This is a genomic window from Azospirillum sp. BE72 (genome assembly GCF_031455875.1).
Classification (GTDB): Bacteria; Pseudomonadota; Alphaproteobacteria; order Azospirillales; family Azospirillaceae; genus Azospirillum.
This window is the reverse complement of record NZ_JAVDTO010000017.1, coordinates 105,563-127,708: the sequence shown is the minus strand read 5'-3', so window position 1 is coordinate 127,708 and position 22,146 is coordinate 105,563. Positions and strand designations below refer to the sequence as shown.

Annotated in this window: 22 protein-coding genes; 6 read left to right on the top strand and 16 right to left on the bottom strand. The window is 64.9% G+C overall.

Features of this window, described 5'->3' with window-relative positions; genetic code table 11:
• Window positions 1-24 precede the first annotated feature (24 nt).
• From J2Y49_RS27650 to J2Y49_RS27625, 6 genes are all read right to left on the bottom strand, one after another.
• Entirely contained in the window at window positions 25-498 is a 474-nt protein-coding gene (locus J2Y49_RS27650) for a DUF411 domain-containing protein (RefSeq protein WP_149226097.1), read from the bottom strand.
• 978 nt (window positions 499-1,476) lie between these two features.
• Complete coding sequence (locus J2Y49_RS27645; RefSeq protein WP_149226099.1) at window positions 1,477-2,430, bottom strand: GNAT family N-acetyltransferase; 954 nt, start codon at window positions 2,428-2,430, stop codon at window positions 1,477-1,479.
• A 9-nt stretch (window positions 2,431-2,439) separates the two neighbouring features.
• Window positions 2,440-3,765 (bottom strand): MFS transporter, encoded by a 1,326-nt coding sequence (locus tag J2Y49_RS27640; protein WP_149226101.1) that lies wholly within the window; start codon window positions 3,763-3,765, stop codon window positions 2,440-2,442.
• 51 nt (window positions 3,766-3,816) lie between these two features.
• A complete protein-coding gene (locus tag J2Y49_RS27635) occupies window positions 3,817-3,990 on the bottom strand; it encodes a hypothetical protein (protein ID WP_188092484.1) in 174 nt (57 codons plus the stop codon).
• Window positions 3,980-5,197 (bottom strand): nickel/cobalt efflux transporter, encoded by a 1,218-nt coding sequence (locus J2Y49_RS27630; RefSeq protein WP_149226103.1) that lies wholly within the window; start codon window positions 5,195-5,197, stop codon window positions 3,980-3,982. Before J2Y49_RS27630 ends, J2Y49_RS27635 begins: the two co-directional genes overlap by 11 nt.
• A gap of 9 nt (window positions 5,198-5,206) precedes the next feature.
• Window positions 5,207-5,476, bottom strand: a complete 270-nt coding sequence (locus tag J2Y49_RS27625) for a metal-sensing transcriptional repressor (RefSeq protein ID WP_149226105.1) — start codon at window positions 5,474-5,476, stop codon at window positions 5,207-5,209.
• A gap of 189 nt (window positions 5,477-5,665) precedes the next feature.
• On the opposite strand from J2Y49_RS27625, the gene J2Y49_RS27620 reads away from it, so the two are divergent.
• The 6 genes from J2Y49_RS27620 to J2Y49_RS27595 all read left to right on the top strand — a co-directional run bounded on the left by J2Y49_RS27620 (window position 5,666) and on the right by J2Y49_RS27595 (window position 9,297).
• On the top strand, window positions 5,666-6,037 hold the full coding sequence (locus J2Y49_RS27620; RefSeq protein ID WP_149226107.1) for a hypothetical protein: 372 nt from the start codon (window positions 5,666-5,668) through the stop codon (window positions 6,035-6,037).
• Between the two features lie 118 nt (window positions 6,038-6,155).
• Window positions 6,156-6,824 (top strand): HupE/UreJ family protein, encoded by a 669-nt coding sequence (locus J2Y49_RS27615; RefSeq protein WP_247883949.1) that lies wholly within the window; start codon window positions 6,156-6,158, stop codon window positions 6,822-6,824.
• Between the two features lie 18 nt (window positions 6,825-6,842).
• Window positions 6,843-7,514, top strand: a complete 672-nt coding sequence (locus tag J2Y49_RS27610) for a transmembrane anchor protein (protein WP_149226111.1) — start codon at window positions 6,843-6,845, stop codon at window positions 7,512-7,514.
• Between the two features lie 68 nt (window positions 7,515-7,582).
• Window positions 7,583-8,008 (top strand): YqaA family protein, encoded by a 426-nt coding sequence (locus J2Y49_RS27605; RefSeq protein ID WP_149226113.1) that lies wholly within the window; start codon window positions 7,583-7,585, stop codon window positions 8,006-8,008.
• 31 nt (window positions 8,009-8,039) lie between these two features.
• Window positions 8,040-8,513 (top strand): YchJ family protein, encoded by a 474-nt coding sequence (locus tag J2Y49_RS27600; protein WP_149226115.1) that lies wholly within the window; start codon window positions 8,040-8,042, stop codon window positions 8,511-8,513.
• 16 nt (window positions 8,514-8,529) lie between these two features.
• Window positions 8,530-9,297 (top strand): YkgJ family cysteine cluster protein, encoded by a 768-nt coding sequence (locus tag J2Y49_RS27595; protein ID WP_149226117.1) that lies wholly within the window; start codon window positions 8,530-8,532, stop codon window positions 9,295-9,297.
• Between the two features lie 75 nt (window positions 9,298-9,372).
• On the opposite strand, the gene J2Y49_RS27590 is transcribed toward J2Y49_RS27595, so the two are convergent.
• The 10 genes from J2Y49_RS27590 to J2Y49_RS27545 form a co-directional block, all read right to left on the bottom strand.
• Window positions 9,373-11,661 (bottom strand): heavy metal translocating P-type ATPase, encoded by a 2,289-nt coding sequence (locus tag J2Y49_RS27590; protein ID WP_247883955.1) that lies wholly within the window; start codon window positions 11,659-11,661, stop codon window positions 9,373-9,375.
• A 264-nt stretch (window positions 11,662-11,925) separates the two neighbouring features.
• A complete protein-coding gene (locus J2Y49_RS27585; RefSeq protein WP_149226121.1) occupies window positions 11,926-12,393 on the bottom strand; it encodes a cytochrome c in 468 nt (155 codons plus the stop codon).
• 8 nt (window positions 12,394-12,401) lie between these two features.
• A complete protein-coding gene (locus tag J2Y49_RS27580; RefSeq protein WP_149226123.1) occupies window positions 12,402-13,370 on the bottom strand; it encodes a zinc metalloprotease HtpX in 969 nt (322 codons plus the stop codon).
• Between the two features lie 24 nt (window positions 13,371-13,394).
• Window positions 13,395-14,261, bottom strand: a complete 867-nt coding sequence (locus J2Y49_RS27575; RefSeq protein WP_149226125.1) for an exo-alpha-sialidase — start codon at window positions 14,259-14,261, stop codon at window positions 13,395-13,397.
• A gap of 85 nt (window positions 14,262-14,346) precedes the next feature.
• Window positions 14,347-15,609 (bottom strand): ABC transporter ATP-binding protein, encoded by a 1,263-nt coding sequence (locus J2Y49_RS27570; protein WP_149226127.1) that lies wholly within the window; start codon window positions 15,607-15,609, stop codon window positions 14,347-14,349.
• Window positions 15,610-15,805: 196 nt separating this feature from the next.
• A complete protein-coding gene (locus tag J2Y49_RS27565) occupies window positions 15,806-16,483 on the bottom strand; it encodes an isoprenylcysteine carboxylmethyltransferase family protein (protein ID WP_149226129.1) in 678 nt (225 codons plus the stop codon).
• On the bottom strand, window positions 16,480-16,746 hold the full coding sequence (locus J2Y49_RS27560) for a DUF2933 domain-containing protein (RefSeq protein WP_149226131.1): 267 nt from the start codon (window positions 16,744-16,746) through the stop codon (window positions 16,480-16,482). Before J2Y49_RS27560 ends, J2Y49_RS27565 begins: the two co-directional genes overlap by 4 nt.
• A 1,245-nt stretch (window positions 16,747-17,991) precedes the next feature.
• Window positions 17,992-18,450, bottom strand: coding sequence for a DUF411 domain-containing protein (locus J2Y49_RS27555; protein ID WP_188092485.1), 459 nt, complete (start codon window positions 18,448-18,450; stop codon window positions 17,992-17,994).
• Window positions 18,451-18,607: 157 nt separating this feature from the next.
• On the bottom strand, window positions 18,608-18,952 hold the full coding sequence (locus J2Y49_RS27550) for a copper-binding protein (protein ID WP_149226135.1): 345 nt from the start codon (window positions 18,950-18,952) through the stop codon (window positions 18,608-18,610).
• Window positions 18,942-22,130: an efflux RND transporter permease subunit gene (locus J2Y49_RS27545; protein ID WP_149226137.1), complete on the bottom strand. Its 3,189-nt coding sequence runs from the start codon at window positions 22,128-22,130 to the stop codon at window positions 18,942-18,944. The genes J2Y49_RS27550 and J2Y49_RS27545 overlap by 11 nt, the downstream gene beginning before the upstream one ends.
• Between the last annotated feature and the right edge of the window lie 16 nt (window positions 22,131-22,146).

Sequence of the window (22,146 nt, the reverse complement as noted above, 5' to 3'; positions counted from 1 at the left end):
GAGATCCGGGCCTCCCGTTAGGGATCAATGCCATTCCCACACGGCTGGATCGGCGCCTTCGGCGAAGATCATAACCGCATAGGTCTCCTTCCGCCCATCCAGTTCCATACCCGGCGCACCCATTGGCATATTGGGTACGGCAATTCCTCGGGCGCTGGGTCGCTCCGTGAGCAAGCGTTTCACGGAACTGGGCGGAACGTGCCCCTCAATCACATAACCGTCAATCGTCGCCGAATGGCACGACCAGAGGGAATCAGGCAGACTAAGTTCAGCCTTCTTGCGCGCGAGATCGTCGACCATGATGACGCTCGGGTGGAACCCCTCGGCCTCCATCCGCTTCACCCAGGCGCCGCAGCATCCACAGGAGGCATCCCGATATACCCGCAGCTCAGGAACGCCGGCGGCGGCGAGCGGCTGTATGGCGGCCGGAACGACGATGCTGGCGGCGGCGAGGGCGAGGGCTCCACGAAGGAAGCTGCGGCGTTCGACATGGATCATGGTGCACCTGTTGAATGGCTCGTTTCCGTTGCGGGAAGATTAGACCGGTGAAGGTGTCTCCCTCGCCTTCCATAGATGTAGCGGCCCGAGATCATCGGCGGCCGGACCCGAGATTTTGACGGACTCCAGGACCGGATTGGCTGAGACGCAAAGCAGGCTCTGGCTCACATTCGGTGAGACGGGAACTACAATGTTTGAGACGGACCCGAGATTACCGAAATTGGATCGCAGTGCATGAGACATTGCCGGCAGGCGGGTTCGACCACCTCTAGTGGCCTCACACGGCAGCCCTCGACCGGCAAGGCATATGTGAATAGTCGGGGGAATTTATAGGTAAGTTACCCAAATTGCCTAATGGAGGGCGTGAGGTTGGCATTTAGCATGCTGCAAATGTTCTCAGCATCCTCTGGCAAAAGCCCCATCAGCGGACGCGCGTTGTACTCCGCGATCTGGTCGGACGTCATGTCGATCACCACCCAACCGGTAACGTCCCATGCGATTCGGTATCGTGCCTGCATACCTGATTGTTGCACAGCAGCAAAATCTCTGACAATCGGGATCTTTCCTATACGCGAGTGTCGGCGATCACTGGTTTGCCGATGCTCCAGACAAACAGATCTTCAGCCAACTTGGCATTCCGGCGGCGCCTGCCGGGACGATGGCGTTGTATTACATCCTCTACCGACTGCTGGCTTCTCACGGCCGATTGGGCTTTGGTCGCGATAGACGTTCCCATTGCGGACGGCACTGGTATGCTCAGTCCTACACTACCTCGAACCGCGGGATACTGAACTGGTAATGCCGCCTGCGGCCATGTCCTTCAGTCCGTTTGCCGCCTCCAGCGCCGCCTTTTTCCGGCATGTTCGCCCTCCGGAGGAGGCCGGTCCGCCATCCTGGGCAAGGAGGCGGATACCGGCGACCAGACGGGTGCGCAAAGCAGATGCGAAACCGGCCGGAGCAGCCCGCCCGCCAGTGGTCTCAACGATACAGCCCAGGCGTCTCCACCGCCTCGCCACCCAAGCCAAGCTTGAACTCGGTGACGCCGGGGGCATCGTCCGGGTTGATTCCGCCGAGATCGAGCGCGGTGACACCGCGCTTCTTCAGCTCTTCGATCGCCCGCCACAGCACCAGCCGCATGGCGTTGCTCTTCCGCCCCGCCGCGTTGGACCAGCCGATCTGGTAGGTCGCCGCCTGCCCATGGATGAACAACAGTCCGGCGGCCACCGGTTCCTTTCCAGCAAGCGCCGTGATCATCAGCACCCCGCCGGCCTTATGCAGCGCGTTGCGCAACCGGACGATGAGCGTCCCCGAGGCACTGCGGTATCCCTTGGTTTGCGCCTGTTTCTGGTCCTGCCGCACCAGCCACGGCAGGTTCTGCGCTGCCGGGTCGACATCGAGGACCAAGCCGGCCGCCTCCGCGGCCCGCAACCCCTTGCGCCACGGGCCGGCAAAGCGGGTGCGGATCGCCTCCAGCTTCGGCGACAGGTCGAGCCAGACCGTCTGGTAGCCGGGCGCGATGCGACGGAAGCCGCAGCGCTCCAGCACAGCCGCCATCTCCGGCGAGGCCGGCAATTCGGGCAGGACGCTGACGCGGCTGAACAGGTGGTTCGGGTACTCCCGACGCAGCAGACGGAACACCGCCTCGGCTGTCTCCGGCGTCGGCGTCCCGCCTAGCCACAGCGGCCCGCGGTGAATGTGGGTCTGACGGAACAGCTTCAGCGACCGGCGCTGCAGCACCTGCAACAGCCCGATCGGACGCTCCCCCTGCTGAATGAGGCCAAGGCGCGGGACGTAGCCGCGCGTCTTGGCCATCGCGCTTGCGTAGCCGAAGCTCTGCGGCAGTGTCGAGCGCGGGATCGCGGCGTAATGCCGTCCCCACTCGCCGACGGTGCCCTCGTTCCACAGGATAGTGACGGTCGGATCCGTGATCATGGCGTGCGGTCAGCGTTCGGGCCAAACCGGGTGCTCACCGTCGATCACCAGCGCATGGCTGTGACGGTGCCCGGTCCCGGTGTGCTCGGCTCCGGCCAGGTGCGGGTGGCCGGGTGGCAGGTTGTCATGGGTGTGCGGCAGTTCGGCCGGATCATCCACCGGCCACAGCAGGGCCGCCAGCCCGACCGCCGCCGCTGCGAGAGCGGCGAGGACGCCGAAGGCCGTGTCCAATCCGGCAGTTGCCCCCAGCCAGCCGGCCAGCGGATAGGTGAGCAGCCAACAGGCGTGCGACAGTGCGAACTGTGCCGCGAACAGCGCGGGCCGGTCGGCTGGATGCGCCGAACGTTTCAGCAGGCGGCCGGTCGGGGTTTGGGCCAGCGAATAGCCGAGCCCGAGTGCCAGCCACAGCGGCAGCAGCCAGCCGTAGCCCGGCAGCAGCGTGCCGGCGGCCAAGCCGATGACCAGGACCGTTGCTCCGCCGAGCATGGCCCGGCGGTCCGGCAGGGTGTCGAGCAGACGCGGCAGGGCCAGGGCGGCGATCATCGAGCCGCCACCGAAGGCGACGAGCGCCACCGCCGTCGCCGTCTGGTCGAGGCCGTAGCGCGCCTGGACCAGCACCACCGTGTTGACGATCACCATCGAACTGGCGGCGGCGATGGCAAGGTTCAGCGCCAGCAGCCCGCGCAGGCGCGGCGTGGCGAGGTAGAGACGGATGCCGCGCGTCATGCGGTCGTAGATGCCGCCCTGGGCCGCGGCGTCGGCCCGCGGGCTCGGCAGGATGACCGACACCACCAGGGCCACGGAGATCAGGAAGCCGACGACGGTGCCGGCGAACAGGGCGTGGAAGCTGACCACCGTCAGCAGGGCGGCCGCCAGCATCGGGCTGACGACACTCTCGAGGTCGTAGGCCAGCCGCGACAGCGAGAGCGCGCGGGTGTATTCGCCCTCGTCGGGCAGCACGTCCGGGATGGTGGCTTGGAAGGTCGGAGTGAAGGCGGCCGATGCCGCCTGCAGCACAAAGATGAGGCCGTAGACCTGCCAGACCTCGGTGACGAAGGGCAGCGCCACCGCCACACTCGCCCGGACGAGATCGAGGGCCACCAGCATTGTCCGCCGTGGCCAGAGGCTGGCGAAGGCGCCGGCGACTGGGGCGACACCGACATAGGCCACCATCTTGATGGCGAGTGCGGTGCCCAGCACCGCGCCGGCATCGGCGCCGGCGAGATCGTAGGCAAGCAGCCCGAGCGCCACGGTCGCCAGCCCGGTGCCGACCAGCGCGATCACCTGGGCCAGGAACAGATGGCGGTAGCTCCGGTTGGCCAGGATCGTCAGCATCGTTTCACCCTTGCGTTGGACAGGAGCCGGCGTCCTCCGGTCTTCTGAGGGTCAATGCAGCGTGGACGGCATGACCCAAGTCTCGACCACGTCCAGGCTCTCCTTGAGCGGGGTGCCGGGATGGTGCCAATGGTGGATGACGGCGGCGGCCTCCACGGCGTGGCGGTGGGGAACCCCATCCGCCACCAGGGCGCGGTAGGCGCGGGTCACGGCGTCACGACACATGGGTTCCTCCGATCCAGGCCAGCGTGTAACCCAGCCCCTGCAGAGCGTGGATGCCGACATAGAGTCCGACCAGGATGATAACGGCGCTCGACAGGTAGGGGGCGCGGCGGGCGAAGCTGCTGAAGGCACCCGACCAGCGGCGTTCGGTATGGCGCATGCCGAGCGCGGCGATCGCCCCCGCAGCCACCAGGGTCAGGGCCAGACCGATGCTGAAGCACACCACCAGCGCGGCGCCGAGGGTGACCTCCTTGAGTTGGAGGCACAGCAGCAGCACGGTGATCGCCGCCGGGCAGGGAATCAGCCCGCCTGTCAGGCCGAATACGATGATCTGCCCGGTGGTGATCTGCCGGCCGGCAAAGCGGCGCCGAATGTCGCGAGCATGCGCCCGCTCATGCGCGTCCTGATAGCCGACCTGCCCGAGATCCAGCGCGCCAGCCGGTGCGTGGTCTCGCTCGCCATGGCCGTGCTCATGTCCATGGCCGTGATGATGGTGGTGACCGCTGGCCGCCTCATGGCGATGGGCATGCTCGGTGAAGCGCACCGGGTACTCGTGCACATGGCCGGCATGGCCGACCCGGACGGTGGCGACGAACTCGTGCGGCTCAGGAATCTCTTCGACCGACTCGAGAAAGTCGCCCTCATCAAGGAACGAGAACTGCTGCAGCGTGCCGTCGGGCCGCAGCGTCTCCACCGTTACGGTGGCGGCGTTCGGCGCGGGGGCTTGTCGGCCCTGCCGCTCGGAGCGGATACGGAACCGGGGCGGGACGCCATCCTCGAAGACCTCCAGCACCAGCACGTCGCCGTGGCCGGTATCGATGCGGTGGGTCTCGTCGCCGTGGGAGTGGTCGTGCCCGTCGTGCCGCTGCTCCCGCCAGGTCCGCGCCGCCATCCACACCGCCACCGCGATGATCAGCACCGCCGAGGCGAGCTGGAAATAGGGCTCGGTCGTCTCGGCGCTCCAGCCCCGGCCGATCCACATCCCTCCGAGCGCCACGGCCCAGACCACCAGCGTATGGGACACGGTGGCGGCCAGACCGAGCAGAACCGCCCGGGTGACGGTGCCGCGGATGGCGACGATGAAGGCCGCCATCATCGTCTTGGAATGGCCCGGCTCCAGCCCGTGCAGGGCGCCGAGCAGGATGGCGCTCGGGATGAACAGCCAGGCGTTCGAGGCGCCTTGCTGCAGGAGGGCGGAGAACTCAGGCATGGCAAGTCCCTACAGGTATTTCGTGATCGCCTTGAACTCGGCGACCGATGCCCGCGTCTGGGCGGGGGTGGCATCGATTGCCGCATCCAGGCAGTGGTCCAGGTGATCGTGGATCAGCACCTTCTTGGCCTCGCGCACGGCGCTCTCCACCGCATGCAGCTGCTGGGCGATGTCCAGGCACGGCCGCCCGGCTTCGATCATCTCGATGATGCCGCGCAGATGGCCGTCGGCCCGCTTGAGACGCTTGATGATGTCGGGGTGGCTGTGGTGCGTGCTCATGGCTTGGTGGTATCCCCCTGGATAGGATAGAGTCAAGGCTGATGGTGGCAGCTGCCGATCTTCCCACTGTGCTTTGGTTGAGTGGCATGCCGAGCGGTGTTGACCGCGCCCCTGATCTTGCTCTATCCCCCTGGATAGGATCAATACCGGCATGGCCGGCACCCGTTCCGCCCCTCAGCCAAGGTCCCGATGTCGTCCGCGTTCCTGCCAACCCTGCTGCGCCTGCTCACCATCCTGGTGGTGGCCATCGGCATCGTGGCCTTCGCAAGCCATGCCGTGCCGGCCGGCGGGGTGTTGAACGACGCCTCGATCCTGGTGCAGGCGGACGGGGATGGCGGCCACAGCCATGACGATGATGGGAACAACCGGGACCGCGCCGCCGGGCACACGCACGGCCACAACCCGGCCGACCACTCCCACGACACCCTGATGTCCGGCACGTCCCTGCGGTCGGCGGTCGATGGGGATGCCGATGCATGGCGCCGGGTCGCCTCCGATCCGGATGCCGGCCATGCTCCCCAGCCTCGGGATCGCCCACCCCGGCCTGACGGTCACGCATGAGTTCCGCCCGCCGCCTTGCCGCGGTGGCCTTTCAGCGAACCGTCAGCGGATTTGAACCATGATCCCAGTTTTGCGAGGGGGCTCGCCGTGCCCCGGCGCGGCCCGTGCCGCCCTTCCCATGCTCGTCTTCGCGGCTCTGGCGCTCGCCGGTGCCGACGCCCTCGCCCATGGTGTCACCCAGGGCGACAAGGGGTACATCCAGGAGATCTCCGGGATGAACCTGCTGCCCTTCCTCTATCTCGGCGCCAAGCACATGGTGACCGGCTATGATCACCTGCTGTTCCTGTTCGGGGTGGTCTTCTTCCTCTACAAGCTCGAACATGTTGCCATCTATGTCAGCCTGTTCGCGCTCGGCCATTCGACCACGCTGCTGCTCGGCGTGCTGTGGGACACCAGCGCCAGCGCCTACCTGATCGACGCCATCATCGGGCTGTCGGTCGTCTACAAGGCGCTCGACAACCTCGGTGCCTACCGCCGCTGGTTCGGCGTGCAGCCGAACACCAAGGCGGCGACGCTGGTCTTCGGCCTGTTCCACGGCTTCGGCCTGGCCACCAAGATCCGTGAGTTCGAGATCGCCCCGGACGGGCTGATCCCGAATCTGCTGTCCTTCAACGTCGGCGTGGAGGTCGGCCAGATGCTGGCGCTCTCCGCCATCCTGATCGTCATGGGCTTCTGGCGCCGTACCGACGGCTTCCTGCGCCATGCCTACACCGCCAACGTCGCGATGATGACCGCCGGGTTCCTGCTGATCGGATATCAGCTGACCGGCTGGGCCGTCGCTGCCTGATCCAAGGATTTCGCCACCATGTTCAACGCCAACATTCCCCCTGTGTCCGAACTGCCGTCCTCGACCCAGCTGCTGCGCTCCACCGCGATCGCCGCGGCGATCGCCGCGGTCCTGCTGGTCACCGCCGTGCTGCCGGCCGAACACGGCATCGACCCCACCGGCCTCGGCCGGGTGCTCGGTCTGACCCAGATGGGTGAGATCAAGGTCCAGCTCCAGGAGGAAGCCGAGGCGGACCGCCCCGGCGCCCAAGGGGCGGCCCCGGACGGCAAGCAGAGCTTCGACCTGGAGGCGATCGGCAATCTCCTGGCCGGGCTGGTCGTCTCGCCGGCCGCCGCGCAGACGCTGCCGGTGCAAATCGCCCAGGCCGCCCAGTCCGACACGGTGAAGGTCACGCTGAAGCCCGGCGAAGGGGCCGAGGTCAAGGCGGTGATGACCAAGGATGCGAGACTGACCTACAGCTGGAAGTCCGAGGGTGGGACGGTCAACCATGACACCCACGGCGAGCCGACCGGCAATCCGAACGCGACGCACAGCTACAAGAAGGGCCGCGGCATCGCCGGCGACGACGGCGTGCTGACGGCCGCCTTCGATGGCCACCATGGCTGGTTCTGGCGCAACCGCGGTGATGTGCCCGTCACCGTCACCCTGACCGCCAGCGGCGCCTACAGCGACCTCAAGCGCGTGAAGTGAGCCCATGGGCGGGGCCTGTGCCGTCAGGCGCCGGCCCCGCCTTTTGCCGACATGCCCTCGGAGGCCACATGGACGATCTCGCCGGTTTGGCCGGCCTGTTCAGTGCCGCGCTGCTGGCCGCAACGATCCTGCCGGCCCAGTCGGAGGTGGTGCTGGCCGGCATGCACATGGCCGAGACCCATTCGACGCTGACGCTGGTGCTCGTCGCCACCGTCGGCAATGTGCTGGGATCGGTGGTGAACTGGCTGCTCGGCCGCTACCTGATCCACTTCAGCGGCCGGCGCTGGTTTCCGGTCAAGGCGTCGCTGATCGACCGCGCCACCGCCTGGTACCAGAAATGGGGGGTGTGGTCGCTGCTGCTGGCCTGGGCTCCCTTCATCGGTGATCCGCTGACCCTGGTCGCCGGCATCCTGCGGGAGAATTTCTGGATATTCCTGCTGTTGGTGACCATCGGCAAGGCTGCCCGTTACGTGGCGCTGGTGGTCGCTGTCTAAGTCCCTTATTGCGTGCAACCGAGGACCAATCATGTCGTCTTGTCCCTGCGGTTCCGGCCGCTCCTTCGAAGAGTGCTGTGGTCCCATCCTGGCCGGAGAGCCGGCGCCGACCGCTGAAGCCCTGATGCGGTCGCGCTACACCGCCTTCGTCCGCCACGAGCTGGACCATGTCGAGCGCACCCATGCGCCGGAAATCCGCGAGGACTTCAACCGTGGCGAAGCCGAACGGGTGGCGGACGAGTCGGAATGGCAGCGGCTCGACATCCTGCGCGCCAGCGAGGAGGGTGATGTCGGAACGGTCGAGTTCCTGATCCATTTCCGCCGGGACGGCAACGATATGCGCCACCACGAGCGGGCGAGCTTCCGCCGGGAGGATGGGCACTGGCTCTATGTCAGCGGCGAGGTGAACCCTAAGGGGGAGCCGCGCCGCGTGGTCAAGGTCGGACGCAACGAGCCCTGCCCCTGCGGGTCGGGCAAGAAATACAAAGCTTGCTGCGGCAAGTGAGCGGAGGGACGGCGCCATGGAACCGCGTTTCTCCTGCACCGCCTGCGGCAAGTGCTGTCATGGCTGGCTGCCGCTGACGCTGAAGGACGCCGTCGCCCATGCCGGCCGCTTTCCGCTGGCGATGGTGTGGACACCGGTGCGGGCGAACGCCCGCTCCTACGAGCTGGCGACCAGGCTGGGCGCGACGGTGCGTCTGCCCAACCGCAAGACGGTGGCGGTGCTGATCGTGCCGACCGCTTATCTGCCGACCTCCTACCCCTGTCCGGAACTGCGCGAGGACGGGCTGTGCGGCATCCATGACGACAAGCCGTCGCGCTGCCGCACCATGCCCTTCTACCCCTACCGCGAGGAGAAGGACCAAGCCGACCTGCTGATCCCGCGCAAGGGCTGGCAATGCGACATCTCTGCGGCGGCGCCGGTCGTCTACAGCAATCACGCGATCCTCGAACGTGCGGATTTCGACCGCGAGCGGGACGACCTGCTCGACCAGGCGCCGGTGATCCAGCGCTATGCCGACTATGTGCTGAAATACATGCCGTGGATCGTCGACGAGCTGGCGAAGCTGGCGGCCAAGCCGACCGGCGGCAATCTGGTCACCAGCCTGTCCTCCTTCCTCACCGCCACCCGCCGGCCGGATGCCGCGGAAATCGCCGCAGCCCAGGCCCCCTTGTTCCAGGCGATGGCGGAGCGGACGAAGGGCGATGCGGCCCTGCGCGACTACCACCGCAACTACAGTGGATGGGCCAAGGAGATGGAGAGCCTTGCCCGGCGCAGGCCCGCCTGAGATCGGCGGCCGCCATGTGAGTGCGGATCTGAACCGGTCCGCGGGTAAGGCCAATCATCGGTGGTAGACCCATACCTAAAGGCTCGTCATCCGCAAGCGCAACGCATTGCCGATGACCGACACTGAACTCAGCGCCATGGCGGCGGCCGCGATGATCGGACTCAGCGTCCAGCCGAACAAGGGATAGAAGACGCCGGCCGCCACCGGCACCCCGAGCGCATTGTAGACGAAGGCGAGGAACAGGTTCTGCCGGATGTTGCCCATGGTGGCGCGGCTCAGCACCCGGGCCCGGGCGATGCCGGCGAGGTCGCCCTTCACCAGCGTCACGCCGGCGCTCTGGATCGCCACCTCCGTTCCGGTGCCCATGGCGACCCCGACGTCCGCTTCGGCGAGTGCGGGAGCATCGTTGACGCCGTCGCCGGCCATGGCGACCACGCGGCCCTCCGCCTTCAGCTTCCGCACGACCTGATGCTTCTGGTCGGGCAGGACCTCGGCCTCGACCTCGTCGATGCCCAGACGGCGTGCCACCGCCTCCGCGGTGGTCCGGTTGTCGCCGGTCAGCATGACGATGCGCACCCCATCGGCGCGCAGCGTCTCCAGTGCATGCGGCGTGCTCGCCTTGATCGGATCGGCCACCGCGATCACGCCGCCGGGGCGGCCGTCCACCGCGGCGAACAGAGCCGTCGCCCCCTCCCGCCGCAGCTCGTCGGCGCGTGCATCCAGGTCGCGCAGGACCACGCCCCGGTCCCGCATCATCGCAGCATTGCCGAGCAGGACCTCCCGGCCGCCAACCCTTCCGACCACACCCTTGCCGGTCACCGAGCCGAAGTCGGTGACCTCCTGCAACGGCAACCCCCGCTCCCTGGCGGACGCGACGATGGCAGCCGCCAGGGGATGTTCACTTGACCGCTCCAGACTGGCTGCCAGGGAAAGAAGCTCCGCCTCGTCGATGCCAGCCGCCGGGACGACCGCGGTCACCCGCGGCTTTCCCTCGGTCAGCGTGCCGGTCTTGTCGACCACCAGCGTGTCGACCTTTTCGAACCGCTCCAGGCTTGCGGCGTCCTTGATCAGCACGCCGGCCGTCGCCCCCTTTCCCACCCCGACCATGATCGACATCGGCGTCGCCAGCCCCAGGGCACAGGGGCACGCGATGATGAGCACCGAGACCGCCGCGATCAGCGCGTAAGCGAAGGCGGGGTCCGGCCCCCAGACCATCCAGCCGCCGAAGGCGAGGAGCGCGACCAGGATGACCGCCGGGACGAAGTAGCCAGACACGACATCGGCCATCCGCTGGATGGGGGCGCGAGAGCGCTGGGCTTCGGCCACCATGGTCACGATGCGCGACAGCATGGTGTCGGAGCCGACCTTCTCGGCCCGCATCACCAGGGCGCCCGTCTGGTTCACGGTGCCGCCGATCACCTTGGCGCCGGGCTCCTTCTCCACTGGCATGCTCTCGCCGGTTACCATCGACTCGTCCACGGCGCTGCGCCCCTCGAGCACCTCGCCGTCGACCGGCACCCCGTCGCCGGGACGGACACGCAGCCGATCGCCGACCCGGACCTGGTCGAGGGAAACCTCATCATCCTCACCGCTCTCCTTGATGCGGCGGGCCGTCTTGGGCGTCAGGTTCAGCAGCGCCCGGATGGCGCCACCGGTCTGTTCACGGGCGCGCAGTTCCAGCACCTGGCCGAGCAGCACCAGCACGGTGATGACAGCGGCGGCCTCGTAGTAGACGGCCACCACCCCGTCCATGCTCCGGAAGCTACCCGGGAAGAGATCGGGCAGAAAGGTCGCGGCCAAGCTGAAGAGGTAGGCAACGCCGACCCCGAGCGCGATCAGGCTGAACATGTTCAGGCTGCGCCGCCGGAACGAGTGCCAGCCGCGCTCCAGCAGCGGCCAGCCGGCCCACAGCACGACCGGCGTCGCCAGGAGGAACTGAATCCAGATGGAGAGGCGCGGCGGCACCAGGTCATGAAGGCCAAGGGCCGGAATGTGGCTGCCCATCTCCAAGACCAGCAGCGGCACGCTGAGCACCAAGCCGATCCAGAAGCGCCGGGTCATGTCGACGAGTTCCGGGTTCGGCCCCTCTTCGAGGCTGGCACCCACCGGTTCCAGAGCCATGCCGCAGATCGGGCAGTTGCCCGGCCCCTCCTGGCGGATTTCCGGGTGCATCGGGCAGGTGTAGATGATCCCCTTCTGCGACGAGGCTTGCCCGGCCTGCTCCGGTGCCGCGGGCTTGGCTTCCGGCTTCAGGTATTGCTCCGGGGCGGCGACGAACTTGTCGTGGCAGCGCGCCGAGCAAAAGTGGAAGCTGTGCCCGTCATGCTCCGCGTGGTGCGCGGTCCTCTCCGGGTCGACCATCATGCCGCAGACAGGGTCTTTGACCGTCCCATGGTCGTCGGCTCCTGCGTGATGATGGTGACCAGAATGGTCATGTCCGGGCTGATGCCCATGGCCATGGTGCAGGTCGTTCATGTTCGCTTCTCCCTTCGCAGGCTCGGCGTCGGTAACGCGGTGTTGCGCGGCGGCGCCCCCGCTTCCTGGTGTGGCGGTGACTTCGAAACCCATGCTCCCCCTTCCAGCAACTGGAAGGTCAATGCCGATGTGCAGGCTGAGGTCTTTCTCTCCTCACTTCTTCGACCGCTCGCTCATGGCGGCATGGCGGCGACGGATCTCCTCCGTCCAGGAGCTTTTGATGAAGGCGAGAACTGCCCAGATGTCGGCATCGCTCAAGCTGCGGCCGAACGCAGGCATGTCGCTGCTGTAGTCAGGCGGGGCGAACGCCGTGATGCCCTGCTTGGTGATCTTGAAGAGATCCGCGTCCGGGTGGTGCCACGTATGGCCGGAAGCGTCATGAGGGGGCGCCGGTAGACGGCCGTCGGGCTTGCGGCTCTGCCAGTTCGGCTGGCCCTCGAGCCGAGCCCCATGGCACGACGCGCACTGTTCGGCGTACACCACCTTCCCGCGGGCGACTTGTGTGGGGTCGGTCGGATCGGCGCCCCCTTTCGGACCGGCGAACAGAACAACGCCAGCTGCCACAATGGCCGCGCCCAAGGCCAAGCCAATGCCAATTGCTGCCCTCTTAGGAAACCGCATGGTGAACCTCAATGCCAGAGACCGGACACGCGCCAACGAGGCCGATGGGTTGGCTGCGTCCAATGTGTAGGGACTCCGACCGTCCGAGCTTCAACGGTGGGATGCGCTGCATTAGCCTGTCGGAGCGAAAGCAGCCGCTCGATGCGCTCTTCGGGTTCCGGATGGGTGCGCAGCACGGATGGATGCGAATTTCGCCGTCCTGGCCAGAGGATACGTTCCCAGAAGCCGGAGCCGTATCGCTGGAGCTTCGCCAGGGCGGAGGCCAACCCCTCCGGATCGCCAGTCAGGGCGGCGGCATCAAGGTCGGCATCGAACTCCCGGGTGCGTGACAGCTGAAGCTGAATGAGCGTGTTGATGGTGGGCGCTCCCCAGAGAAGCGCAATCAGCGGCCAATGGACACTGCTGTGCTGCTCCGCCATCTGCAGCAGGCTCAGGAGCAACAGGACGACGCCGATGGTCGCCATAGCCCCAGTGACCCGGCTGATAATGTCGGCCAAACCCATGATCCAGAGGTCATGGTTGCGGACATGGCTGACCTCGTGGGCTAGAATCCCCGCCAGTTCGCGCAGGGTCATCGCACGCAGCAGCCCATCGGTCAGGATGATAGCGCTGCTGCGAGAGGAGCCGACCGTGAAAGCGTTCGGTACCGGAGTCGCGAAGTAGTGCAACTCAGGAACGCTTGGCAGCCCGGCGCGCTGGGCCAGTACCTGGATGACCTGGTGAATCTCCGGAAGGTCGTGAGGACTGAGCCGCCGAGTTCCGTAGAGACCCAGAACGGCGTGCGGTGAGACAGTCGGGCTGAACACTACCGTCGCACCGATGAGGATGGCTGCCCAGAGGACGCCGAACCATCCGCCGAGCAGCCAGCCGATCGCCACCGCGAGCAACGCCAAGCTCCCCACCAGCAAGATGGATTGCCCTGCGTTCCGAAGCTTATCGCGGCGGTGCTGCCGTTCATTGAAACGGACCATCGGCATGGTGCTCACCCCCTGCGTTGGCCATCAAAACCGGAACGGCTTCCAGGTCTTGCCGCCATCCTGGCTGGCCAGGATGGCCGACTTGTCGGTCACGGCGTAGAGCCGCTCAGGGTTGATCGGATCGACCGCGAGATGCAGCAGTATCGCATCCCCGAAGCCGTTGCTGACCGGCTGCCACGCCAAGCTTGGCTCGGTTGTCTTGAGCAGGCCGGTGCCAACCATGAAGGCGTAGGCGGTGCCGTCCTTGCTCGTTGTGACCATGGTCGCAGGGCGCGCCACCATATAGGCAGCCTGCCAAGTTTTTCCGGCGTCGCGGCTGACCGTCAAGCCGGTGCGCGTGGCAGCGTAGACGGTATTCGCGTCCTTGGCCGATGCTGCCAGGTCGAACATGTCGGCAGGCGGCTTGCCGGTGACCTCCCAGCTCTTCCCAGCATCCCGGCTGACCTGGACGCTGCCGTAGTGGCCGTAGAGCACGTTGGGATCGACCGGGCTGGCGTCCATCGAGTGGAAGTCCACCGGCCCGTTGACGCCCTTCGAGACCGCTTTCCAGGTCTTGGCGCCGTCCGTCGAAACGAGGACGCCGAGGTTCCCGCCAGTCTCGGGATGACCACTGGCGAAGAAGGCGCCGGACTGTGCCGGATTGGGCGTGAAGCCCATGTAGTCATGCGAATTGTCCGAGACCCGGGTCGCCGTGCCGTCGGAGTTGGTCAGCCACACGCCATGATGCGAGGCGAGATACAGGCGGGATGAATCCTCCCGGTCCACCGCAATGCCATGCAGGTGCGACACCTCGGACAGCTTTAGGGTTTCGGCAGCCTGAGTCGGTCCGACGAGCATCATACCAAGCATCAGCGCCGAGGTGATCACGGTGAGTTTCTTGTCGGCGCACATCGCGCATCTCCATGCTGAAAGAGTTGTGTAAAGAGGCGCCGGTTGCCGTAGCAGGATAATGCTCTGCCACAGGCGAACGTGCGGCTCATATCGCACATCCGCCGGCCAGCGGCGGCCGCGGGTCTCTGGCGCTTGGACCTGCAACTGCCCCGTGAGGCATCTCGGCTTTGTTCTGGTCACCTAGGAAGCGCCTGATATCCTCATAGCGCACGCGAACGTCGTCCATGGTTTGATAGTAGCCAAGGAGTTCGCGAAGTGGAGACGACATGTCCTTGTGGGCAGCGAGCGCTGCCACCAAGGCACCAAGGGACAGTCTACCTTCAATCACCAAATATCCCCCGATGGTATAAAAGAAGAATGGAGTGAGATGTGCGATGAAGTTGTTTAAACTCTTAATGAAAAACTTGCGCCGATAGATTTCGAGCCGGATCGCTTGGATGCGTTTTAGCGAGCGTGCAACCGTTAGCACAGGACGAGGGCGACTCTCCTGGTGATGAGGAGAGGCTTCGGCCACCGCGGCACCGAAAGAGCGTAGTTCCCGTGAGCGATCACGCGCCAAGGCGCTGACCCGGCGTTGCAGACGCGGAACCAGGGCGATCTGTAGCGGGACCAGCGTGAGCGCGGCGGCGCCCAACACCGGATCCTGAACAACCATGAAGATCAGGATGGTTGCGAAGGTGCCTCCCTCCAGAACAGGCGTCAGAAAGGTGTCGCCGGAGAACCCAGCGATCGGCTCGACCTCCTGTACCAACAACGGGATGATCTGGGCATGGTCACATGGCCTCCTGCCACGCGACCAACTGCGGAACACCGCGAAGCGCATGCGGCGCATCATTCCTTCGGCAAGCTGTCCTTTGAGAAGATTGATAACGTATTTCACCACACCGCTCGCCAGAACAGCAGCAAGGTAAACGGCACACAAGACGATAAGCAACTCATATTGATTCAGCGCGTATCCAGAAACCAGAACAGTTTCGGCCTCAGAACTGAGTGCTTTGTTGATGATTTGTTTGGGGAGGTCAAGCACCGCATAGAGAAGCGGTAATGACAGCAGGGCTGCCGCAAGAAGTACCACTTGCGTCCGACGTGTATACTTGAGGATGTACAGGAACATGTTGGGCGGAAAGGGCGAGGTCACGTCCAGCGGCATCTCCCGATGCCAGCCGGACAGCCGACGCCGGGCGATACCCACCACCCAGGTCAATAGCAGGCCAAGGAAAGCGAGTGGCGCTACTACGAGGATGACATGGATCAGAACGTGTATCCACCAATAGGGGCTGGGGAATACCGTGTGAAGAATCCAGTCGCTCAACTGGTGGACTTTATCCTGCATGAAGATGCTATTCATGTCATTCCCGGAGCTTTTCTGCTCCGCTTAGGGACGCCAGAGCCGATGAACGGTGCGTTCTTTCGCACTGGCATCCGTTGATCATCGTGGTGAGGTGAACGGAGGGCTGTGTCGTTCACCCCATCACTTTGTGGGGTATTCATCAGTCAGCCGGAGCACAAGCGCGGGTCAGTGCATGTTTGCGCCCATCACCGGCCTATCTGCGGGCTACACCACCCGATTTGGAACCGGCAGGTCTGTGCCCGATGAGAGAGGGCAGCCATGCCGGAGTGGCGGCAGCATAGGCTTCGTACCTGGCGCCGAAGGCATCTCGTGCCTCCCGTTCCTCAGCATGCGCCAGCCGCACATACATGAGGATGAGCAGCGGAAACATGGCTAGCGTCAGAATGGTCGGCCACTGCAGCAGAAAACCGAACAGGATCGCCATAAAGGCCACATATTGTGGGTGGCGGACGTAAGCATATGGGCCAGTGGATGCAAGACCGTGTTGCTGCTGAGCGGCGTGAAGTACCTTCCAGGCTGCCGAAAGCAGGATGAAACCCACCAGGATAAACAGATTGCTGAGGATATGCAGCACGTTAAAGTGCGGGTTGCCCTGGAATCCGAAGATGGTCGACCAAAGATGGCCGGCATCATGCGACATCAGATCCACTCCCGGATAGCGGGTCTGCAGCCATCCCGAAAGCAGGTAGATGGTCAACGGAATGCCGTACATCTCGGTGAACAGCGCCACGATGAAAGCACTGAATGCACCGAACGAGCGCCAGTCGCGGCGCGACTGAGGCTTTCCGAAGCTGAAGGCAAAGATGATGAAGATGGCCGAGTTGAGGATGACAAGCGGCCACAACCCGTAAGCCGAAGCATCATGTGTCATGGGGTGTCCCCCTTGTTCGGCGTGCCGGGCTCATCCGGCCCGCCACTGTGGCTGCTGCCGTGGCCGCCATGCATGAAAAGGTGCATCAGCGGGCAGAGGAGCAGTATCAGGAACGGAAGCACGTCAAGGACGTGGGTGACATGGTAGAGGGACAGGTACAAAGCTGCAGCTGCACCGGTTCCAAGACCAGCCAGACCGATCCAAGTCCTGTACCAGGGAAGACGCGCCTGGTGTTCAGAATCATGCTGGGAATGATCATGCATCATCGCCTCCTCGCTCAATAAGGGGCTGGCGAAAAGTTGGTTGGCCGTGGCCTTCCGCTCGTCAGAAACACGGTTAAAAATGGCCTGCCAACGGTCTCAAGGGATCGCAAGTCTTCGAGACGCGCCGTCAGTGTCTTCTGCTGGCTGCTTAGCAGGTCCGGCCACACTAACGAGAGGTCAGGCTGAGACGTCGGCATCCTCTGCCGAAGCGGGCCTTTGAGCGGATGCGGACGGACTCGTGATGTCGGAACTTCAGAGCGGAGGGCGAAGGGCGGGGTCGCTGCCGATCCCGTCAGGTGTCGCTAGGGAGGGTATGGGGCGCGAGACGACTAAGAGCGGAGCAAGTGGCTCGAAGGAAGCCGGGAGCAGACCACCATGCATCGTCACACATTGCACGGAGCTGCAGCAGGCGCCTCCGGTGAGGTCCATGTCACCACAAAGTGCGTGCCCGTCCTCCACGATCACAGAAATCAACGCAGCAGTTGTCTGTTCAGACGTTTGCGCTAGCGTGCCCATGGCCGGGGAGAACGATGGGGCGTTCGCCTGGATCGGAGCGGCATAGGCGAGCAGTGTGGCCAGCACCAGCAGGCTCACGACCACCCTCCCAATTGCTACCCTTGTCCGCTGCCACATGGCGGATCACCTCGTCGTTCCGGCTGCGCCGCCCAATGCTGAACCCACCGATCCAGCGGTTCCAGCCACTCTGCGAACCGCAGCCTGTCCGATGCTCAGCCAATACTAATGCATCCTGTACCAAGCGCATTGATCCCGGTCAATTGCCCGAGAGCCACAGGCCACCCATGTGCACTCCGACGGTTGCTGACCGGAGCCTTCGTGACGCGTGCGACACCTCCAGCATCGCCTCGGCTTTACTCCTTCCGAGGAGATGCGCGCCACACATAAGAGCGGAGATCCGCCGCGGAGAATGGAGTTCCACTCAGTTTGTGAACGCCGGCCCTGGCAAGTTCGACCGCGATCACTTGCCAGCGGATGCCGCATCGTCGTGCTTTGGTGACCTCGTCCAGCAAGGGCGCCAGCAGACGTACATTCGTTGCGCCGGCCGGACGGAGACCGCCGCGTGCATGTGGCAGTTGCGCCAATGCATAGCGGAAGTGCCGGGCAAGAGAAACAAGGTCCATTCCCGTTTCGGTTAGTGCTTGACCTGCGCTGCGTTCACGCAGGTCTGGAGCGGTGTCGAGGCCTATTCTGCCGGTCACAAGCACGTCCTCGCTGTGAGCCTCGCTGCTAATGGTTGGCATAGATGCCGCTCCCGTTCGGCCCAAAGGTCACGACCTGATAGGGTTGGCCGGGTTGGTCCATGCCTGGTGCGCTTGCGGGCATTCCTGGAACGGCCAGTCCTTTGTTCCCGGACGGTCCCGCCTGTAGCCGTCGGACGTCCTCGGCCGGGACGTGCCCTTCAATGACATAGCCATCGAGCACAGCGGTGTGGCAGGACCACAGCGATTCCGGAACCCCGTGGGCGATCTTGACCGATCGGACGTCCTCGGTGTCGTGGACGAGTACGGAAAAACCTGCTGCCCGCATGTGCTCGATCCATTTGCCACAGCAATCGCAACTGGATGACTTCCAGACTGTGAGTTCCGCGGCAGAGGCGTGATCGTCATCGAATAGCGGCAGGCCTGCCGTCAGATGGAAGCCCACCAGGGCGACGGCGAGCAGCCCGCCCCAGCGTGCGGCCTTCATCCGTTGCAACACCACTCCTCGGGCATAAGGTGACGCGGTCGTCGGCTTCCTCTTCCGCCGTCTCATTGTCATGACCGTCCTCATACATCATCGTGCCGTCCCGTCGGCACAGCATCGGACCGAAACCGTGTCGACGGGAGGGGGCTTGGGGATGAGCCTATTTCCTCGGGGTAAGTGTCTCGATCCGGTACATGCCGGCAGCATCCTTTCCGACGGTGAACGCGACCTCCGCGCCCGGCCTCAAGGCCTTGAGGTCAACGCTCGGCGCGACGGCAAAGTCCATGGTCATTGCCGGCCATCCCAGGGCCGCGATTGGGCCGTGCGAGAGATTCACCACACGCTTTGCCGGATCAACGGCGTTAACCTTGCCGGTCGTGCCAGCTGCTTGCGGCTGGGCAGTCTGGGTGGCGTGACCGCTATGATCCATTTGTGCCCAAGAGATTGCCGGAGAGACCGAGGCGGCCGCCACGAGCAAGGCAGTACGAGCAATCTTACGCGACATGGGCAAGCTCCTTTTTGGATTGGGGGTTGGGGACTTCTGCCGCTGGCAATGGCGTGCCGCCTGCGGGGCGCCCCACTTCGCGAGCCTTGACCAGAGCGTAGATGGCTGGGATCACAAGAAGCGTCAGCACCGTCGAGGAGATCATGCCGCCGATCATCGGCACGGCGATGCGCTGCATCACCTCCGACCCGGTGCCATGGCTCCACATGATCGGCAGCAGGCCTGCCATAATGGCGACGACCGTCATCATCTTCGGGCGCACGCGTTCGACCGCACCTTCCATGATGGCCTCGTAGAGATCAGCTTTGGTCATCGCCAGCCCCTCGGCTGCTCGACGGCGCTTCATATCCTGCAGCGCATGGTCGAGGTAGATGAGCATGATTACCCCGGTCTCGGCAGCCACACCGGCAAGCGCGATGAAGCCGACCGCCACCGCCACTGACAGGTTGAAGCCGAGCAGGGACATGTACCAGACGCCGCCGACCAGTGCGAAAGGCAGCGACAGCATGACGATGAGCGTCTCGGTGATGCGCCGGAAGTTCAGGTACATCAGTAGGAAGATGATGGCGATCGTCACCGGAATGACGATCTTCAGCTTCTCCACCGCCCGCTCCATGTACTCGAACTGGCCGCTCCAGGTGACGTAATAGCCGGCCGGCATCTGGACCTGCTCGGCCACCGCCTTGCGGGCGTCGGCGACGTAGCCGCCGATGTCGCGATCACGGATATCAACGTAGATGTAAGCGGACAGCAAGGCGTTCTCCGTGCGCACGGTGGCCGGCCCCTTGGTCAGCCGGACCGAGGCAAGCTGGCCCAGCGGAATTGCCCCACCGGCCTCCGGGTGCAGCAGAATGCGGCTGGCAATGGCGTCGGGGTTGCTGCGCAGCTCGCGCGGGTAGCGGACGTTCACGGAGAAACGCTCCCGGCCTTCGACGGTCGTCGTCACCATCTCGCCGCCGAGTGCCGTCAGGATGGTGTCCTGCAGGTCACCGACGGTCAGGCCGTAGCGGGCCAGTTGCTCGCGGTTCGGGTCGATCTCCAGGTAGAAGCCGCCGACGATGCGTTCGGCGTAGGCACTGGTGGTGCCGGGGACCTGCTTGACCACCGCCTCGATCTCGCGGGCCAGCCGCTCCATCTCCTCCAGATCCTTGCCGAACACCTTGATGCCGATCGGTGTGCGGATGCCGGTGGAGAGCATGTCGATGCGGGCGCGTAGCGGCATCGTCCAGGCGTTCGAGATGCCGGGCATCTGGACTGCCTTGTCCATTTCGGCCACAAGCTTGTCATAGGTCATCCCCTGTCGCCATTCGGCCTGTGGCTTCAGGTTGATGACCGTCTCGAACATCTCGGTGGGCGCCGGATCGGTGGCGGTGGCCGCACGGCCGGCCTTGCCGTAGACCGACTCCACCTCGGGGAAGCTCTTGAGGATGCGGTCCTGGGTCTGAAGCAGTTCGGCTGCCTTGGTGATCGAGAGGCCGGGCAGTGTGCTCGGCATGTAGAGGATCGTACCCTCGTTGATCGTCGGCATGAACTCGCTGCCGAGTTTGGAGGCCGGAACCACAGACCAACCCAACAGCCCCAGCGCGATCAGAATGGTTGGGATCTTGGCGTGCAGCACCAGCCGGATCATCGGCCGGTAAAGCCAAATGAGAGCGCGGTTCACCGGGTTCTTGCGCTCGGGAATGATGCGGCCGCGAACGAAGAGCATCATCAGCACCGGCACCAGCGTGATCGACAGGAACGCGGCACCCGCCATGGCGAAGGTCTTGGTGAAGGCCAACGGCTTGAACAGCCGCCCCTCCTGCGCCTCCAGCGTGAACACCGGCAGGAAGGAGACGGTGATCACCAGCAGGCTGAAGAACAGCGCCGGTCCGACCTCCACCGCCGCGTCGATCAGCACCTTGGCCCGGTTGGCGTCTGGCGGCGCATGCTCCAGCCGCTTGTGGGCGTTCTCGATCATCACGATGGAGGCATCGACCATGGCGCCGACGGCGATGGCGATGCCGCCCAGGCTCATGATGTTCGAGGTCATGCCCATGGCGTCCATCACCATGATGGCGATCAGCACGCCGACCGGCAGGGTGACGATAGCGACCAGCGCGCTGCGGACATGCAACAGGAAGACGATGCAGACGAGCGCGACGATGACGCTCTCCTCGATCAGCGTGCCCTTGAGGTTCTCCACCGCCCGCAGGATCAGCTCGGAGCGGTCATAGACGCTCTCGATGCTGACGCCTTCCGGAAGGCCGGCCTTCAGCTCGGCCAGCTTGTCCTTGACGCTCTGGATGACGCTCAGGGCGTTCTGGCCGTAGCGCTGGAGCGCGACGCCGCTGACCACCTCGCCTTCACCGTTCAGTTCGGTGAGGCCGCGACGCTCGTCCGGTCCAATCTCGACCCGTGCCACGTCGCGCAGCAGGATCGGCGTACCGCGGTCGACCTTGAGAACGATCTCCTCGATGTCCTTGATGCCGCGCAGGTAGCCCCGCCCGCGCACCACGTACTCGGTTTCCGCCATCTCGACGACGCGGCCGCCGACGTCTTGATTGGAAGTCCGGATGGCCTGGGCGATCTTGGCCAACGGCACGCCATAGGCTTGCAGCTTCTGGGGGTCGACGACCACTTGGTACTGCTGGACGAAGCCGCCGACGCTGGCGACCTCGGCCACGCCCTCGGCCTTGGTCAGCTGGTAGCGCAGGTACCAGTCCTGCAGCGTGCGCAGCTCGGCCAGCGTGCGGTCCTTGGCGAGCACAACGTACTGGTAGACCCAACCGACGCCGGTGGCGTCCGGCCCCAGCGTCGGGGTGACGCCGTTGGGCAGTCGCTTGGCGGCGAAGTTCAGATACTCCAGGACGCGCGAGCGCGCCCAGTAGATGTCTGTACCGTCCTCGAAGATGACGTAGACGAAGGAGGCGCCGAAGAACGAGAAGCCACGCACCACCTTCGACTTGGGCACGCTGAGCATGGCGGTGGTGAGCGGATAGGTGACCTGGTCCTCAACCACCTGCGGCGCTTGGCCGGGGTAATCGGTGTAGAGGATGACTTGAACGTCGGAGAGATCCGGCAGCGCATCCAAGGGAATGCGAGACACCGAATAGAGGCCGGCAGCGATCAGAAACAGTGTGCTGAGCAGGACCAGCGCGACGTTGCGCGCGGACCAATGGATGATAGCGGCGATCATGGGGGTACCCTCCGCC

What these genes read in the sequence shown, in the direction of transcription:
- J2Y49_RS27625 (WP_149226105.1), bottom strand. Translation starts at nt 5,476, where the DNA reads ATGAGCACGCACCACAGCCACCCCGACATCATCAAGCGTCTCAAGCGG.
- J2Y49_RS27650 (WP_149226097.1), bottom strand. Translation starts at nt 498, where the DNA reads ATGATCCATGTCGAACGCCGCAGCTTCCTTCGTGGAGCCCTCGCCCTC.
- J2Y49_RS27560 (WP_149226131.1), bottom strand. Translation starts at nt 16,746, where the DNA reads ATGCATGATCATTCCCAGCATGATTCTGAACACCAGGCGCGTCTTCCC.
- J2Y49_RS27595 (WP_149226117.1), top strand. Translation starts at nt 8,530, where the DNA reads ATGGAACCGCGTTTCTCCTGCACCGCCTGCGGCAAGTGCTGTCATGGC.
- J2Y49_RS27645 (WP_149226099.1), bottom strand. Translation starts at nt 2,430, where the DNA reads ATGATCACGGATCCGACCGTCACTATCCTGTGGAACGAGGGCACCGTC.
- J2Y49_RS27620 (WP_149226107.1), top strand. Translation starts at nt 5,666, where the DNA reads ATGTCGTCCGCGTTCCTGCCAACCCTGCTGCGCCTGCTCACCATCCTG.
- J2Y49_RS27550 (WP_149226135.1), bottom strand. Translation starts at nt 18,952, where the DNA reads ATGTCGCGTAAGATTGCTCGTACTGCCTTGCTCGTGGCGGCCGCCTCG.
- J2Y49_RS27635 (WP_188092484.1), bottom strand. Translation starts at nt 3,990, where the DNA reads ATGTGTCGTGACGCCGTGACCCGCGCCTACCGCGCCCTGGTGGCGGAT.
- J2Y49_RS27610 (WP_149226111.1), top strand. Translation starts at nt 6,843, where the DNA reads ATGTTCAACGCCAACATTCCCCCTGTGTCCGAACTGCCGTCCTCGACC.
- J2Y49_RS27575 (WP_149226125.1), bottom strand. Translation starts at nt 14,261, where the DNA reads ATGTGCGCCGACAAGAAACTCACCGTGATCACCTCGGCGCTGATGCTT.
- J2Y49_RS27640 (WP_149226101.1), bottom strand. Translation starts at nt 3,765, where the DNA reads ATGCTGACGATCCTGGCCAACCGGAGCTACCGCCATCTGTTCCTGGCC.
- J2Y49_RS27545 (WP_149226137.1), bottom strand. Translation starts at nt 22,130, where the DNA reads ATGATCGCCGCTATCATCCATTGGTCCGCGCGCAACGTCGCGCTGGTC.
- J2Y49_RS27615 (WP_247883949.1), top strand. Translation starts at nt 6,156, where the DNA reads ATGCTCGTCTTCGCGGCTCTGGCGCTCGCCGGTGCCGACGCCCTCGCC.
- J2Y49_RS27565 (WP_149226129.1), bottom strand. Translation starts at nt 16,483, where the DNA reads ATGACACATGATGCTTCGGCTTACGGGTTGTGGCCGCTTGTCATCCTC.
- J2Y49_RS27600 (WP_149226115.1), top strand. Translation starts at nt 8,040, where the DNA reads ATGTCGTCTTGTCCCTGCGGTTCCGGCCGCTCCTTCGAAGAGTGCTGT.
- J2Y49_RS27570 (WP_149226127.1), bottom strand. Translation starts at nt 15,609, where the DNA reads ATGAATAGCATCTTCATGCAGGATAAAGTCCACCAGTTGAGCGACTGG.
- J2Y49_RS27585 (WP_149226121.1), bottom strand. Translation starts at nt 12,393, where the DNA reads ATGCGGTTTCCTAAGAGGGCAGCAATTGGCATTGGCTTGGCCTTGGGC.
- J2Y49_RS27630 (WP_149226103.1), bottom strand. Translation starts at nt 5,197, where the DNA reads ATGCCTGAGTTCTCCGCCCTCCTGCAGCAAGGCGCCTCGAACGCCTGG.
- J2Y49_RS27580 (WP_149226123.1), bottom strand. Translation starts at nt 13,370, where the DNA reads ATGCCGATGGTCCGTTTCAATGAACGGCAGCACCGCCGCGATAAGCTT.
- J2Y49_RS27605 (WP_149226113.1), top strand. Translation starts at nt 7,583, where the DNA reads ATGGACGATCTCGCCGGTTTGGCCGGCCTGTTCAGTGCCGCGCTGCTG.
- J2Y49_RS27555 (WP_188092485.1), bottom strand. Translation starts at nt 18,450, where the DNA reads ATGAAGGCCGCACGCTGGGGCGGGCTGCTCGCCGTCGCCCTGGTGGGC.
- J2Y49_RS27590 (WP_247883955.1), bottom strand. Translation starts at nt 11,661, where the DNA reads ATGATGGTCGACCCGGAGAGGACCGCGCACCACGCGGAGCATGACGGG.